Below are 14,858 nucleotides of genomic sequence, written 5' to 3'. Positions count from 1 at the left end.
ATGGCAGCAGCAGAAGCAACAGCCGAAGCTGACGCAGAGTAGAGGAGCACCGTGCGTCCATATATCGACAAAGTTATTCCTAAAGCGTGGAAGGCTGCCCAGCGCTTCTCAACCGAGGTTCGCGAAGCCGCACTCGAGCACGGTCTCAGCGCACAAGAGTTCGAGCTCATTAACGTGCGGGCTTCACAGCTCAACGGTTGCGCTTTCTGCCTGGACATGCACTCGCGGCAGGCGCGCGATAGCGAGCTGCCGCAGCAAAAACTCGACCTGCTGCCTGCCTGGCGAGAGCCGACAGGCACAGGCACAGGCACAGGCTCGGGAACTAGCGACACGAGCCACCCTGCGGGCGTCTTCTCTGAGCGCGAAGCGGCGCTGCTCGCGATCGCCGAGGCGGCGACTCAGCTGCCGCTCACCGAAGACGCGCGCGCAGATCTTTCGGGCGCGCTCGTTGTGCTCGGGGAAGAGACGTTTGCGGCTGCCGAGTGGGTGGCGGTGTCGATCAACGCGTTTAACCGAGTCTCGATCTTGAGCGAGCACCCGGTGCGCCCGCGCGACGGAGCGGGCAAGCTCATGCGCTAGCAGCGCCCAGCACCCAGCACCAAGCAGTACGGGCAAACGCCCAACGAACCCGGCATCGCCCAGCGAACCACCCACCGAAAGGGAGCCCACTGTGAGTAACCTCGAGCAGCACCCCACCGAAACCCTGCTCGCGCAGGGGGCGCCCTGCACCGACGTCGAAACGCTCGAAGCCCGGCCCGTTCCGCTTGGTGGGCTGCGCGCCATGACCGTGTACCGCACGCTCCCGCAGCGTCAGCGCTCCCTCGTGGGCGCCTGGTGTTTTCTCGATCACTACGGCCCCGACGACGTAGCCGCGACGGGCGGCATGGAGGTGCCGCGGCACCCGCACACGGGGCTCGCGACCGTGTCATGGCTGTTCTCGGGCCGCATCGACCACCTCGACTCGGGCGGCAACGCTGCAGCGGTGCTGCCGGGCGAACTCAACCTGATGATCGCGGGCCGTGGGATCACGCACCAAGAGATCAGCAGCCCCCAAACGTCCACACTGCACGGCGTGCAGCTGTGGTACGCGCTGCCCGAAGCGACGAGGCACAGCGAAAACCACTTCGTGCACTACGCGCCCGAGCCTGTCGATCTGGGGTCAGGCACCGCGCGCGTCTTCATCGGCGAGCTCGCGGGCGCCAGCTCACCTGTCGACACGCGCACGCCCCCGCTGCTCGGGGCCGAGCTGCTCATCAACGCCGGCGCGAGCGTGCGGCTTAAGATCCGGCCCGATTTTGAGCACGCCGCGCTCGCCGAGAACAGCGCGCTCACCGTGAACGGTCACGAGCTCGCGCACCGCGAGCTCGGGTACGTGCCGCCGGGGGCAGACACACTCGAGCTGCGCGCGGGCGAGCATGGCGCGCGCGTGATCTTGCTGGGCGGCGTGCCGCTCGGCGAGCAGATCGTGATGTGGTGGAACTTCATCGGCCGCGACCACGACGAGATTCTCGAGTACCGCAGGCGCTACCAAGCTGAGCTGGGTTTTGAAGCTCCGGATCAGCGCGACGCGGGCAAGCGCCCCCTGTTTGGCGACTTCGCGCCGGGCCAGCGGCCGCCGCTGCCCGCGCCGCCGACCCCCATCGCGCGGCTCAAACCGCGCGGGTAGCGGGGCGTGCGCCGCGGGCCGGCGCCACCCGCTACCAGGGGCTCGGCTCGTAGTCCTTCAAGAACTTGCCAAACAGGTCTTCGCCGGCCTCACCGCGCACGATCGGGTCGTAGACGCGGGCCGCGCCGTCGACGAGGTCGAGCGGGGCGTGAAAGCCCTCTTCGGCGAGCCGCAGCTTGGTGAAGTGGGGGCGCTCGTCGGTGATCCAGCCTGTGTCGACGGCGGTCATCAAGATGCCATCGGCCTCGAGCATCTCACCCGCGCTCGTGCGCGTGAGCATGTTGAGCGCGGCCTTCGCCATGTTGGTGTGCGGGTGGCCCGGGCCCTTGTAGCGGCGCGAGAACTGGCCCTCCATCGCCGACACGTTCACGATGTATGTGCGGCGCGCGGGCGACGACGCCATCGACGCGCGCAGCCGACTGATCAGCAAGAACGGCGCCGTCGTGTTACACAGCTGCACCTCGAGCATCTCGAGCGGATCAACCTCTTGCACGTGCTGCACCCAACTGTTCACGTGCGTCACATCGGGTACGAGCCCGCCCGCGTCGATCGCAGTGCCGTCGGCGTGCTTCTCGATCGACGACGAGCCCGCCTTCATTGCGGCCTCGGTCAGATCGCCCGCCGTGAGGTGCTGCGCAAACCCCTCGGCGACCGTGCCCGCGAGGCCCGCGGTCGACAGCGCGGCGGTCGAGAGCGCGGCTTCGGCCAGCGCCGGATCAGCATCGACCGATGCCTGCAGCGCCTTCGGATGCAGCTGCGCGGTGCGCCCAAACGTTTCGAGCTCGGGCATGGGCCCGTCGGGGAGCGGCTGCAGCTCGGCGTCGGTGAGCAGCGAGTACGAGCCGGGCGAGCGACGCACGGTCTGCGCGGCGTTGTTGATCAGAATGTCGAGCGGGCCCTCGGCCGCGACAGACTCTGCCAGCGCGATCACCTGCGACGGGTCGCGCAGGTCGATGCCTACGACTTTGAGGCGGTGCAGCCAGTCGGCCGAGTCAGGCAGCGACGCGAACCGGCGCGCAGCGTCTTTCGGAAACCTGGTGGTGATCGTCGTGTGGGCGCCGTCGCGCAAGAGCCGCAGCGCAATGTGCATGCCGATCTTGGCGCGGCCGCCCGTGAGCAGCGCGCGCTTTCCGGTGAGGTCGGTGCGCGCATTACGCTTGCCGTGGCTGAACGCAGCGCAGCTGGGGCACAGCTGGTGGTAGAACGCGTCGACCCGCGTGTACGGCTGCTTACAGATGTAGCAGTTGTGCGGCTTGAGCAGTTCCCCCGCAGTGGGCGCATCGGTCGACGCCTGTAGGTCGAGCCCGCGAGTCTCATCGTCGATGCGGTCGGGCGCACCCGTCGCAGTGCCTGCGATCACAGCCTGGTCTGCGCGGCGGATCGCGTCGCGTTCACGCTTGCGACGTTCACGCCTTGCCACCTTGTACATGCCCGAGGTTGCGTCGCGCACCGTCAAATAGTCGGGGTGATCCTCGGGCAGCCAGGCCGCCGCGCTGAGCACCCGCAGCGCGACCTCGAGGTCGGCCGGGTCGATGGAGGCGTGCTGGCCGGTGTCTGTAGCAGAGCTGGTCGCCTGAGCTGAATCGCTCGAAGAATCGATCATTGGGCCCATTTTACGCGAGCCACCTGCGCCAAACGTTCAGCCCCCGTTCACGCGCCGGTTTGGGCCCGGCCACACGCGCACGCCGTAATAGGGAGGTGACTATTCTTACCGCCCTCGCCGCCACGCCCGCCACCGACGACACAGCCGACGCAAGCGCTGCCAGCGTTCGCCTGGCATCGGCCCCGCTCGCCGTGATGTTCGACCTCGACGGCACGCTCGTTGACACCGAGCGCAGCTGGCTCGAGGCGGTACGCCGCACCGTGCACGGGCTCGGTGGCGCGATCGACGACGCAGCACTGCTGTCGTACGAGGGCGCCACTCTCGAACAAGCCAGCAGCCGGATCATTGCTGCGTACGAGGTTTCGCTGCCCGCCTCAGAGGTGGCGCGGCTGCTCGAAGACACCACGCTCGAAGCGCTCGAGGGTGAGGTGGCCTGGCGCGAAGGAGCGGGCGAACTGCTGCGCGCACTAGGGGCGGCCGGGGCATCGCTCGCGCTCGTCACGAGTTCAACGAAGCGGTGGGTGGACACGGTCGCCCGGCACGTCGACCTCACCTCGTTTGATCACATTGTGACGGCCGACGACGTGGAGCATACGAAGCCGCACCCTGAGCCGTACCTGCGAGGGGCGGCGCTGCTCGGCGTAGACCCGACGCTTTGTGTCGTCTTCGAAGACTCGCGCGTGGGCACGGAGGCCGCGCTCGCCGCAGGCTGCGTGAGTGTGCTGGTGCAGCCGACTGCCGCAGGGTGGGGCGAGCGCGTGCATGCGACGGCGCCGACGTTTACGGGCATTGATCCGGCATGGATAGTGAGTGTGCAAAGCAGCGCGCGCTGATTTTTATGGCGGTCACCGTCGCGCCGTGGGTGGACCCTGCGACTCCTTCGTCGCGCAGGGTGACAAGGAAGGGGGCGCCTTACCACTACCGTCATGCTGCGGCGACGGAGTCGATCGCAGTATCCACGCGACCTACAGTTGCACTCGCGCAGGGCGTCGTGGGGTTGACTGAGCGAGGAATGTTACTAGCGTGGGCGTATGAAGGCCTTTGTGATCGCCGATCAATCTGCAGGGCATGTGCAACTGGCAGAGGTGCCGGTGCCGCGCGAAGGGCAGGGCGAGCTGCTCGTGCGCATGAGAGCAATTGGCGTGGGAGTCCATGACGCCTACTATTTGCCGCCCGAGTCACGCCCCTGCCTTCCGGTTGGAATTGAGGGGGCAGGTGAGATTCAACGGGTCGGCGACGGTGTCGCGAACTATCGTGCGGGGGACCGCATCGCCTTCGTGAGCTCGATGCAAGCCAAGGGAGGAACCTGGGCCGAGTACGCGGTCGTAGATGCCGAGGCGCTCATTGTGCAGATGCCGCCAGGCATGAGTTTTGTGGAGGCGGCAGCGCTTCCTGTCGCGGCCAACACTGCGCTGCGAGCGCTGGCGAGGCTGAGCGATTTGCCCAGCGGTGCACACGTGTTTATTGCTGGTGGGTCGGGTGCTATTGGTACGCTGGCGATTCAGCTGGCCGCGAGGCGAGGGTGGCGGGTCGCTGCTTCTGCCTCTGCCCAGAACCACAATTTCATGCGTGCGCTTGGCGCCGAGCTGACGGTCGATTACCGAGATGCCGGGTGGGTGTCGCAGGTGAGGGAGTGGAGCGCCCGAGGCGTTGACGCCGCGATTGCCGTGCAACCGGCGACGACGGCCGACAGCATGCGGGCTGTGAAAAACGGGGGTGCAGTGGTGACTGTCTCGGGCGATACCGTGACGCCCGAACGAAACATAACTGTGGCCATGATCGACTACGGCGTCGATGTTCGTAGTGACCTCACGCAGTTGGTGGCCGATGCGGTGCGTGGTCAACTGCGGCTTGAGATTGAGCGCGTGTTTCGGTTTGCTGACGCGCCCGACGCGCTCAGCAAGGTGCAGACACGACACGCACGTGGAAAGGTCGTGGTGAGTTTGGAAGGCGCGACCCCTGTCGCGCCACGCGCGTCAGTCGTACAGTGAGAAGCATGATCCGGATCATGATGATCGTGGCGAGTGTGCGAGAGGGGCGCATCGGCCTGCCGATCGCCCGGTGGGTGCGCGAGGTAGCGGCGAGCGACACGCGTTTCGAGATTGACTGGGTCGATCTGAAAGAGGTCGCGTTGCCGTTCATGGATGAGCCGAGGCATCCGCGGCTTCGTGAGTACACGCACCCGCACACGAAGAGCTGGAGCGCCCGCGTCGAAGCGGCAGAGGCGTTCATCTTTGTGCAGCCCGAGTACAACTACAGCTTTGCGCCGACCCTCAAGAACGCACTCGATTATCTGTGGCATGAGTGGGGCCGCAAAGCGCTTGGCACCGTGAGCTACGGCGGCATTTCGGGTGGCACCCGCGGCGTCGTTGCGCTGCGGCCCGTCGTAGTTGAACTCGGTCTCGTGCCGGCTCAGACGAATGTTGAGCTTGCCTGGGCCGCCAAACAGATCACAGAAACGGGAGCGTTTGATCCGCGCGCCTCGCAGGAGACGACGCTGCGCGCGATGCTCGATGAAATTGCACTGCTCGAGGGGGCGCTGCGCACGCTCCGGCACTCGTCGCCCTCGTGATGCATGCACCTGCGCGGCGGCTTGGAGCTGGACCCCGCGACTCCTTCGTTGCGCAGGGAGACGTGTGGGGAGAGTCGCCAACCGTGCTTAGACGGTTAGCGACTTGATGCGTTCTGCAAGCCAGGTTCGCGCTTCGTTGAGGTCTGAAAGAACTGATGTGCTCCCATTGACTTCTGTTTCCTTACGCGCATCAGCGTAGGCCAGAGTCCAACCATCCATTGGACGCACCGGTAACGGTGGCCATGGTTGCTGATTTCGCCAAGCAAATGTGCGCACGCATAGGTCATGAAGCTTGGGTATGTCGGGCCCGACCGTCCACAGCAGCTGCAGGTCGACGAGATCGTGCGCACGCGCATAGGAAGGGTCGGTGACGGCATGGATCTTTTGTGCGATTTGGTACTCGAGATCGACAAGCTCGACCGGCTGTAGTTCATCGAATCCGAAGTGCGCTCCGAATGCGACAAGCGCTCCATCGAGCTGGCGCTGTCCATGCGCACCCATGTCGATCTCGGGGTCTGAGACCTCAACGTCGAGCGCGCCCCACGCTACGCTGAGAAAAGAAATCGTGACCCGATATGGGTGCATTACGTACTCGGGTCGCGCGAGTCCTGGATCATGAGTCTTCACAGCGCGAACGTTCGCGGTGAAAGCTACGCGCGCTGGGGCGTTCGGATCCCGCTTGAGTGCGCCTCGTGAAGGCGGAACCTTGCCCCATCCGGCTGCGAGGCGAGTAGCGAACTCTGCTTCAAAGGCATGACCGCGCGAATGCGTGGACACATCGAGGTCGGAGGTTGCTCGTGTTCCAAGTTCTCCGAGTCGGAGCTTGACGCCCATGCCACCTTTCACTGCAGCAGCGTCGGGTAACATCTGCGAAACGATCAAGGTGCAAAGCATGACGCGTGCACGAGCGGCCGGGATTCCGAGCCCCGTTGCGACTTGGGCCAGTCGTTCGTTTAGCTGGGTGACGTTGAGCGGCACACTGATGTCGTTCATGCGACCCCCTGCTCTTTCAGTACGTTGTCAAAGTCATTCAGGAGCCCGCGCTCGCGTGCTTGATCCCGTACATCGGCCCATCGATCAGGCGGTATTCGGCGCTCCATATCTATGAGCGCACGTCTGACCGTAGTGGAGAGAATCCCTTCGTGCATCTCCAGATCGCTATCAATTACGTCTGGTCGGTAATCAAGTTCCATCCACTCGGGGAGTGCCCTGCGTACTCGCCGACGTGTGCCCACCCGGATCTTTCGTGGATTGAACTGCCCTAGATCGAAAAGGTCTAATACTGACTCGCGCTCGAGAAAAGCGCCGGCGCCAGCTAGCGCAACCGCGATCGCGGGTTGAGTGAAAGGTGTCGCGGGAATGTCGCGGTGAGTGTAGACGCCCTGCCCGTGTGACTGCAATGCGCCGCGTGAAGCAAGCTTTCTCAGTTCCACCGCAGGTACGCCAGCGTCATCAGCGGATGCTACCGTCACCACACCATGATGCGTCGCGGCCACTTCCCAAAGGTCTCGTCGATATCCCATCGCATACCTCCATGTCAGAATAGTACCATAAGTCGTACTCTTTTGACATGACTGGAAGTGCTAGCGAGCGAGCGAGCGCTGCAGGGGGGCGTAGTGGTTGATTACCGCGGCGCGATACGCCTCGACATCGCCGGCCAGCGCGGCGGTGAGCATGTCGCCGTGAGCCTTTGCCGTGTCGGTTATGTCGGTCGGCTGTGCGATGCCCAGCTGCGGTAGCACGGCGGTGTGTACGTCCCAGAACGCGCCGACGAGCTGCTGTGCGAGCCCGTTTTGGGTGAGCTCAAACAGGCGCGTGTGAAACTCGCGGTCTGCTTCGAGAAAGAACTCGCCGCGCCCGGCCTTATCGACCATCTCGGCGACAAGCTCGTGCATGCGCGCAAGTTCGGCCCCCTGTGCCTCGGCCACGATCCGGTCGGCCATCGAGAGATCGAGAGCGAGACGCACTTCGACGACCTCGCGCAGGGCATCGATCGAGCCTTCGGGCGAGATAACGCCACGAAACACGAGCGTCTGTACGAGCGGGTCAAGTGACATCTCGCCGACGTAGGTACCGTGCCCGTGCCGCACGTCGACGATGTCGAGCGTCGACAGTGACCTGATTGCCTCGCGCACCGAAGATCGCGACACCTCGAGCTCTTCGCACAGCTCGGCTTCAGTGGGAAGCGGGTCGCCGGGCATGAGGCGTTCGCGCAGAATGAGCCGTTTGATTTCGTCGGCGGTTGTTGCCCGGCGGGTGCGGCCACCCCGGGGTAATGGCGCATTCATAGCTCACTCCTTAAAAACCTGTAGTCACTACATCGTGATCTTCTCACGCTTGTAATTCATCGTTCGATATGTTTATAGTACGTCAGACGTCTGATCTCCTCAAGGCGTTTGCCCACAACAACTTGGAGCAATACATGTACCGAATCACATCCCGCCGCGCGGGACGTTTTGCGACTGTCGCAGCGGGCACGTTGGCCGCCGCGCTCGCACTCACGGCGTGCAGTGCAGCCGCCCCCGCCAAGACCGAAGGTGGCGACGCAGCCTCAGCGGCCGAGGTCGACCCCAACGGCATTATCGAAGCCGGCATCTCGTACGCGCTCAGCGGTAGCTTCGATCCGATGGTCGCATCGGGCGCCGTTACGGTCGCAGCAAACTGGCACGTCTTCGAGGGCCTCGTCGACCTCAACCCCGTCACGAACGTGCCCGCACCGGCGCTGGCGGCCGACATGCCCAAGCAGGTTGACGACACCACCTACGAGGTCGACCTGCGCGAGGGGGCCACCTTCCAGGACGGCACGCCCGTCACCGCAGACGACGTCGTCTTCAGTTACGAGCGCGTGCTTGACCCCGAGTCGGGTAGCCTCTTCACCCCGTTCGTTGACTTCATCGACACGGTCACCGCGGTCGACGAAGACACCGTGCAGATCACCACCGACTTCCCGTTCTCGCTCATCGAGCAGCGCCTGGGCATCGTCAAGATCGTGCCGAAGGCGCTCGTCGAAAAGGACGCAGAGGCGTTTGGTGCGAACCCCGTCGGCTCAGGCCCCTACAAGCTCGTCTCGGCTACCCCCGACGACGCGGTTGTCTTCGAGCGCTACGACGATTACAACGGTCCGCACAAGGCACTCGCAGCCGGCATGAACTGGAGTCTGCTCTCAGACGCCGCCGCCCGCACCACCGCCCTCACGAGCGGCACCATCCAGGCGATGGAAGACGTGCCCTACATCGACGTTGACACGATCGCGCAGAGCGCGACCGTCGAGAGCGTGCAGTCGTTCGGCCTGCTGTTCATGATGTTCAACATGAAGCAGGCACCGTTTGATGACGTGCGCGTGCGCCAGGCGCTGTTCTACGCGCTCGACATGGACAAGATCATCGAGACCGGCATGCTCGGCAACGCCGAGGCCGCCACCTCGTTCTTGCAGAAGGGCCACCCGAACTACCACGAGGCGTCGACGGTCTACACCTACGACGCTGAGAAGGCGAAGTCGCTGCTCAAGGAAGCTGGCGTCGAGAACCTCGAGCTGAACATTCTTATGACCGACACCGGTTGGGTGAAGGAGCTTGCTCCGCTCATCAAGGAATCGCTTGACGCCGTGGGCATCAAGACCACGCTCGACATCGCGCAGAGCGCCGCACAGTACGGCAAGGTTGACCAGGGCGACTACCAGGTCATGATCGCCCCCGGCGACCCCTCGGTATTCGGCAACGACGCAGACCTGCTGATGCAGTGGTGGTACGGCGACAACGTGTGGCCGCAGACCCGCTACAACTGGACCGGTTCTGAGGACTTCACGAAGCTCCAGGGCCTGCTCAAGGACGGTCAGCAGAAGACCGGTGACGAGCAGCAGCAGGCGTGGAACGATGCGTTCGACCTCGTCAGCGAGCAGGTGCCGCTCTACCCGCTGCTGCACCGCAAGCTTCCCACCGCGTGGGACAGCGAGTCCCTCGTCGACTTCAAGCCGGTTCCCACCACCGGCCTGTCGTTCCTCGACGTAGGCGTCGCAGCCAAGTAATTCCACTCGCGGGGGCACGATCCATTCGTGCCCCCGCGGTGTGTCACGAGTAAGGAACCACCGTGCAACACGTGCTTCAGCTGATCGGGCGCAGGCTGCTCCAGCTGCCGCTGATGCTTCTTGGCATCACACTCCTAGTTTTCTTCGTCATGTCGTTCTCGCCGGTCGACCCGGCCATTACGGCGCTTGGCGAATCTGCATCACCCGCCGACCGCGAGGCATATCGCGATGCGCACGGGCTTAACGACCCAATCTTCGTGCGCTACTTCAGTTTTCTGGTGGGCCTCTTCCAGGGCGATCTGGGCACGTACTCTGCCCGCCAGCTGCCGGTCATCGACGAACTGCAGCGCGCTTTTCCTATCACCCTCCAGCTCACATTCCTCGGCCTCATCATCGCCGTTATCGGCGCTACAGTGCTCGGCGTCGTCGCCGCGATCAAGCGCGACAAATGGCCCGATCAGGTGATCCGCGTGGTGTCTGTGGCGTCGCTGTCGACGCCCTCGTTCTGGCTCGCGATCCTCTTGATCCAGGTGGTTACGCTGCAGTTCGGCCTGCTTCCCGGATCAGGCAAACTGCCGCCGCTCACCGAAGACCCCGCGGGCTGGCTTGCGCGTATGACGCTGCCAGCGATTGCGCTCGCTGTGCCGGTGATCGGGCAGCTGTCGCGCGTGGTGCGTACCGCTATGGTCGAAGAGCTCGACCGTGACTACGTGCGTACGGCGCTCGGGTTCGGTATTCCCCGCGCGGTCGTCGTGGGCCGCAACGTGCTGCGCAACGCACTCATCACCCCCGTTACCGTGCTCGGTTTGCGCGTGGGCTACCTGCTCGGCGGTGCCGTCGTGATCGAGATCATTTTCGCGATTCCCGGCATGGGCATGCTCATCTTGAACGGCGTGACCAACAACGAGCCCAACCTGGTGCAGGCGGTGACGCTCGCCGTAGCGGTAGCGTTCGTCGTGGTGAACATCATCGTCGACCTGCTCTACGTCCTTATCAATCCGCGTATTAGGTCGGTGTGACATGCGACGCAAACTCACAGAACGTCTCTCTCGCCCGGGCCTCGCGCTCGGCCAGCTCGGTCTCGGCGCCAAGATCGCACTCGCGCTCGTCGCACTTGTCGCGCTCGTGGCAGTGTTCGCGCCGCTCGTGGCCCCCTACGACCCGCTCGCTTCGGGCTCCCCGGTGCAGCCTCCGAGCGCCGAGCACCTGTTCGGCACCGACCGTCAGGGCCGCGACATCCTGTCGCGCCTGATCTACGGTGCACGCTACTCGCTCGTCATTGGCCTCGGCGCGACCGCGGTCGCACTCGCAGCCTCCGCCGTGCTCGGCACCATCGCGGCGACCGCGCCCAAAGCCATATCTGAGACGCTCATGCGCGTGCTCGACGTGATCATGTCATTCCCGGGCATCGCGCTCGCGATCGTGTTCGTGGCCGTGTTTGGACAGTCTCTGCCGATCCTGGTGCTGATCATCGCGTTCCTCTACACCCCGCAGCTCACCCGTGTGGTGCGCGCCAACATCCTCGATCAGTACGGCGAAGACTACGTGTCAGCGGTGCGTGTCATGGGTGCGCCCACGGCCCGCATCATCGTCAAGCACGTGATGCGCAACTCGATCGCCCCGGTGCTCGTGTTTGCGACGGTGCTCGTCGCCGACGCGATCGTGTTTGAGGCCTCGCTGTCGTTCATTCAGGCGGGCGTGCCTGCCCCCGAGCCGTCGTGGGGCAACGTGATCGCCGAGGGCCGCAACCTGGTCATGAGCGGTGCCTGGTGGGCCACGTTCTTTGCCGGTGCGCTGATTCTCGTGACGGTGCTCAGCCTCAACATTCTGTCTGAGGCGATGACCGACGCGATGGTCTCGCCGCGTGCTCGCCGCATCACGTCTGACGCTGCGAACACCGAGGAGTCGACCAGCGACCTCGAGCACGAGCAGGCTGCCTTCACCGGCGTCATTACTACGGTCGATACCGCGGTCAATGTTGCTGTGCCCGGCGGTGTCTCTGATCCGGATCTTGCCCCGCTCACCCCGCTCGTTCCGCTCGCGGATCGCCTCGCGCAGCTACGCGAGGTTGAGCTCGCCCGCCATGACCGGCTGGTCTTCGAGGGCGACGCAGCGCCGCTGATCTCGGTCGAGAACCTGAGCATCAAGTTTCCGCGCCACGGCGACGTGGGCGTTGTCGATCGGGTCAGCTTTGACGTGCGCCCCGGCGAGACCATGTCGCTCGTGGGCGAGTCGGGCTGTGGCAAGTCAATCACGTCGCTCGCGATCATGGGACTGCTCGACGCGAAGGCCGAAGTTTCTGGCCGCGTCATGTTTGACGGCAAGGACCTGCTCGCGATGAGCGAGAAGGAGCGCAACGAGCTGCGCGGCCACGACATTGCCATGATCTACCAAGACGCGCTCAGCTCGCTGAACCCGGCCATGAAGATCAAGGCGCAGATGAAGCAGCTGACGAGCCGCGGCGGCACCCGCAGCGCCGAGGATCTGCTCGAGCTCGTGGGCCTCGACCCGCAGCGTACGCTCGCCAGCTACCCGCACGAGCTCTCGGGCGGTCAGCGACAGCGCGTGCTCATCGCGATGGCGCTCACCCGCAACCCGCGCCTCGTGATCGCCGACGAGCCGACCACCGCGCTCGACGTGACCGTGCAGAAGCAGGTCGTAGACCTTTTGCGCAGACTGCAGCAGGAGCTCGGGTTCGCGATGATCTTCGTGTCACACGACCTCGCACTCGTCGCCGAGCTGACGCACAAGATCACCGTGATGTACGCCGGCCAGGTCGTCGAGCAGGCGACCACGCGCGAGCTACTCACCCAGCCCGTGCACGAGTACACCCGCGGCCTTCTGGGCGCTGTGCTCTCGATCGAAGCGGGCAGCGACCGACTGCACCAGGTGCCGGGCATCGTGCCCTCGCCGAGCGAGTTCCCAGACGGCGACCGCTTCGCGCCGCGATCGAGCGATCCGGCACGATATGCGGGCGTGACCCCTGTGCGCCGCCAGATTCCCGGCACCGCGCACACCTATTCCGCGCATCCAGACGATGCGCCCGTCACCGCAATTGAGGTACTGGCATGAGCGAGAACGTGAAGACCTCTGAGCACGGGGTCGGCGTGAGCGACGCGCGCCGGCCAGTGATCGAGCTGCGCGACGTCGAGATGCGCTACCGCGCACGCAACTCGACACTGTTGAACAAGCAGTATGTTGACGCGCTCGCCGGCGTATCGCTGCAGGTGATGCCCGGGCGCACGCTCGGCATCGTGGGCGAATCGGGCTCGGGCAAGTCGACGTCGGCGAAGGTGCTGCTGGGGCTCGAACAGCCCACAGCGGGCCAGGTCGTGTTCGACGGCGAGGTTGTCACCAAGTTCACGACGCCCGTGCGCCGCCGCATTGGCCGCATCATCTCGGCCGTGTTTCAAGACCCGGCGACGGCGCTCAACGCGCGTATGACGGTGCGCGAAGCCCTCATCGACCCGATGCAGGTGCACGGCCTCGGCTCGCCCCGCGATCGTGAGCGCAAGACCCGCGACCTGCTGACTCAGGTTGGTTTACCGCAGTCGGCACTCGAGGCGATGCCGGGGCAGCTGTCGGGCGGCCAGCGCCAGCGCGTCGCCATCGCGCGTGCGCTTGCGCTCGACCCGCAGGTGATCGTGGCCGACGAGCCGACGAGCGCGCTCGACGTGTCGGTGCGCGCGCAGATCCTCAACCTGCTCACCGACCTGAAAGACGAGCTGGGGCTCGCGATGGTGTTCATCTCGCACGACATTCAGACCGTGCGCTACCTGTCAGACGAGATCGCCGTGATGAACCGCGGCAGGGTCGTCGAGTACGGGCCCGCGGCCGAGGTGTTCGATAACCCGAGCGATGACTACACGCGCACCCTGCTGGGGGCGGCGCCGTCGCTGCTCGAGCTGCACTAACGCACACCGTCATCCTGCGCGGACGCGCTCCGTCATCCTGCGCGAGCGAAGCGAGTCGCAGGATCCACCCGCAAGCGCACCACACACGTTTTATTCGCATCACAACACAGATAAAGAAGACACACCAATGACTGCTACACCCGTAACTTCACCCGTTTTCGCAGGCGTTGTGCCCCCCGTGGCCACGCCGCTCACCCCCGCGGGCGACGTCGACCACGTTTCGCTCGAGCGTCTCATCAACTACCTCGTTGACGGCGGCGTCGCGGGCCTGTTCGCGCTCGGATCGACCGGCGAGACCGCCTACTTCACCGACTCGCAGCGCGTCGAGATTCTCGAGACGATTGTGCGCGTAAACGCGGGCCGCGTGCCCGTGATTGCCGGCGCGATCGAACTGACCGCCCCCCGCATCATTGAAACGGCACAGAAGCTCATCGCCGCTGGCGCCGACGCCATCGTGACGACGGCGCCGCTGTACACGTTCAACTCGCAGGGTGAGATCGGCCGTCACTTCCGCACTATCGCCGCCGCCATCGACGCACCGCTGTGGGCATACGATGTGCCCGTGCGTGTGCACTCGAAGCTCAGCCTTGAGCTGATCATGGAGCTCGCCCGTGACGGCGTGATTCACGGCATCAAAGACTCGTCGGGCGACGACGTCGGGTTTCGCCGCCTCGTGGCCGCGAACCGCGCCGCCGGCCACCCGCTGCAGCTGCTCACCGGTCACGAGGTCGTCGTTGACGCGATGCTGCTCGCCGGGGCCGACGGCGTGGTGCCCGGCTTCGGCAACGTCGAGGTCGAAGGCTACGTGCGCATGTTCGAGGCAGCGAAGCGCGGTGACTTCGCCACCGCCGCCACCGAGCAGGAGCGCATCAACGAGCTCTTCGAGATCGTGTTTCAGCCCAAGGGCTACTCGGGCGACGCGACGGGCGTGGCAGCGTTCAAGGAGGCCATGGCGGCCCGCGGCATCATCGCTAGCGCGCAGATGAACCTTGCGCTTGACCCGTTGAACGCGAGCGACCGCGCCGCCGTGCGCGAGGTGCTCGCTGCCGCTGGCGTCGGCCCCATCGCCCAGGCGTAAC

The 14,858-nt window shown here is 65.0% G+C and carries 14 protein-coding genes; 10 read left to right on the top strand and 4 right to left on the bottom strand.

The window, feature by feature from the left end; genetic code table 11:
- The first annotated feature begins 51 nt into the window (after nt 1-51).
- Both ACXR2T_RS04100 and ACXR2T_RS04095 read left to right on the top strand, forming a co-directional pair.
- Nucleotides 52-579 (top strand): carboxymuconolactone decarboxylase family protein, encoded by a 528-nt coding sequence (locus tag ACXR2T_RS04100; RefSeq protein WP_458813905.1) that lies wholly within the window; start codon nt 52-54, stop codon nt 577-579.
- A 91-nt stretch (nt 580-670) separates the two neighbouring features.
- Nucleotides 671-1,666 (top strand): pirin family protein, encoded by a 996-nt coding sequence (locus tag ACXR2T_RS04095; protein ID WP_458837989.1) that lies wholly within the window; start codon nt 671-673, stop codon nt 1,664-1,666.
- A gap of 31 nt (nt 1,667-1,697) precedes the next feature.
- Here ACXR2T_RS04095 and ACXR2T_RS04090 read toward each other — a convergent pair whose 3' ends face one another.
- Nucleotides 1,698-3,269: an SDR family NAD(P)-dependent oxidoreductase gene (locus ACXR2T_RS04090; RefSeq protein ID WP_458837988.1), complete on the bottom strand. Its 1,572-nt coding sequence runs from the start codon at nt 3,267-3,269 to the stop codon at nt 1,698-1,700.
- Nucleotides 3,270-3,364: 95 nt separating this feature from the next.
- Here ACXR2T_RS04090 and ACXR2T_RS04085 point away from each other — a divergent pair, with 95 nt between their 5' ends.
- From ACXR2T_RS04085 to ACXR2T_RS04075, 3 genes are all read left to right on the top strand, one after another.
- A complete protein-coding gene (locus ACXR2T_RS04085; protein ID WP_458837987.1) occupies nt 3,365-4,102 on the top strand; it encodes an HAD family hydrolase in 738 nt (245 codons plus the stop codon).
- A gap of 198 nt (nt 4,103-4,300) precedes the next feature.
- Complete coding sequence (locus ACXR2T_RS04080; RefSeq protein ID WP_458837986.1) at nt 4,301-5,260, top strand: NADP-dependent oxidoreductase; 960 nt, start codon at nt 4,301-4,303, stop codon at nt 5,258-5,260.
- Between the two features lie 5 nt (nt 5,261-5,265).
- On the top strand, nt 5,266-5,841 hold the full coding sequence (locus ACXR2T_RS04075) for an NADPH-dependent FMN reductase (RefSeq protein WP_458837985.1): 576 nt from the start codon (nt 5,266-5,268) through the stop codon (nt 5,839-5,841).
- An 87-nt stretch (nt 5,842-5,928) separates the two neighbouring features.
- On the opposite strand, the gene ACXR2T_RS04070 is transcribed toward ACXR2T_RS04075, so the two are convergent.
- The 3 genes from ACXR2T_RS04070 to ACXR2T_RS04060 are packed head-to-tail and all read right to left on the bottom strand — an operon-like array spanning nt 5,929 to nt 8,129.
- Nucleotides 5,929-6,819, bottom strand: a complete 891-nt coding sequence (locus ACXR2T_RS04070) for a nucleotidyl transferase AbiEii/AbiGii toxin family protein (protein WP_458837984.1) — start codon at nt 6,817-6,819, stop codon at nt 5,929-5,931.
- An 11-nt stretch (nt 6,820-6,830) separates the two neighbouring features.
- Nucleotides 6,831-7,364 (bottom strand): type IV toxin-antitoxin system AbiEi family antitoxin domain-containing protein, encoded by a 534-nt coding sequence (locus tag ACXR2T_RS04065; RefSeq protein ID WP_458837983.1) that lies wholly within the window; start codon nt 7,362-7,364, stop codon nt 6,831-6,833.
- A gap of 60 nt (nt 7,365-7,424) precedes the next feature.
- Nucleotides 7,425-8,129, bottom strand: coding sequence for a FadR/GntR family transcriptional regulator (locus tag ACXR2T_RS04060; RefSeq protein WP_458837982.1), 705 nt, complete (start codon nt 8,127-8,129; stop codon nt 7,425-7,427).
- 134 nt (nt 8,130-8,263) lie between these two features.
- On the opposite strand from ACXR2T_RS04060, the gene ACXR2T_RS04055 reads away from it, so the two are divergent.
- The 5 genes from ACXR2T_RS04055 to ACXR2T_RS04035 all read left to right on the top strand — a co-directional run bounded on the left by ACXR2T_RS04055 (nt 8,264) and on the right by ACXR2T_RS04035 (nt 14,857).
- Nucleotides 8,264-9,865, top strand: a complete 1,602-nt coding sequence (locus ACXR2T_RS04055) for an ABC transporter substrate-binding protein (protein ID WP_458813891.1) — start codon at nt 8,264-8,266, stop codon at nt 9,863-9,865.
- 62 nt (nt 9,866-9,927) lie between these two features.
- Nucleotides 9,928-10,884 (top strand): ABC transporter permease, encoded by a 957-nt coding sequence (locus ACXR2T_RS04050; protein WP_458837981.1) that lies wholly within the window; start codon nt 9,928-9,930, stop codon nt 10,882-10,884.
- Between the two features lies 1 nt (nt 10,885).
- The gene (locus ACXR2T_RS04045) at nt 10,886-12,937 is read left to right on the top strand and encodes a dipeptide/oligopeptide/nickel ABC transporter permease/ATP-binding protein (RefSeq protein ID WP_458837980.1); all 2,052 of its coding nucleotides are present in this window, start codon (nt 10,886-10,888) and stop codon (nt 12,935-12,937) included.
- Entirely contained in the window at nt 12,934-13,779 is an 846-nt protein-coding gene (locus tag ACXR2T_RS04040; protein ID WP_458837979.1) for an ABC transporter ATP-binding protein, read from the top strand. The genes ACXR2T_RS04045 and ACXR2T_RS04040 overlap by 4 nt, the downstream gene beginning before the upstream one ends.
- A 127-nt stretch (nt 13,780-13,906) precedes the next feature.
- Nucleotides 13,907-14,857, top strand: coding sequence for a dihydrodipicolinate synthase family protein (locus ACXR2T_RS04035; protein WP_458837978.1), 951 nt, complete (start codon nt 13,907-13,909; stop codon nt 14,855-14,857).
- The last annotated feature ends 1 nt before the right edge of the window (nt 14,858 follow it).

The organism is Leucobacter faecis, assembly GCF_054456635.2.
Note: the sequence above shows the minus strand (reverse complement) of the source record. Positions and strands in the feature narration are given on the sequence as shown.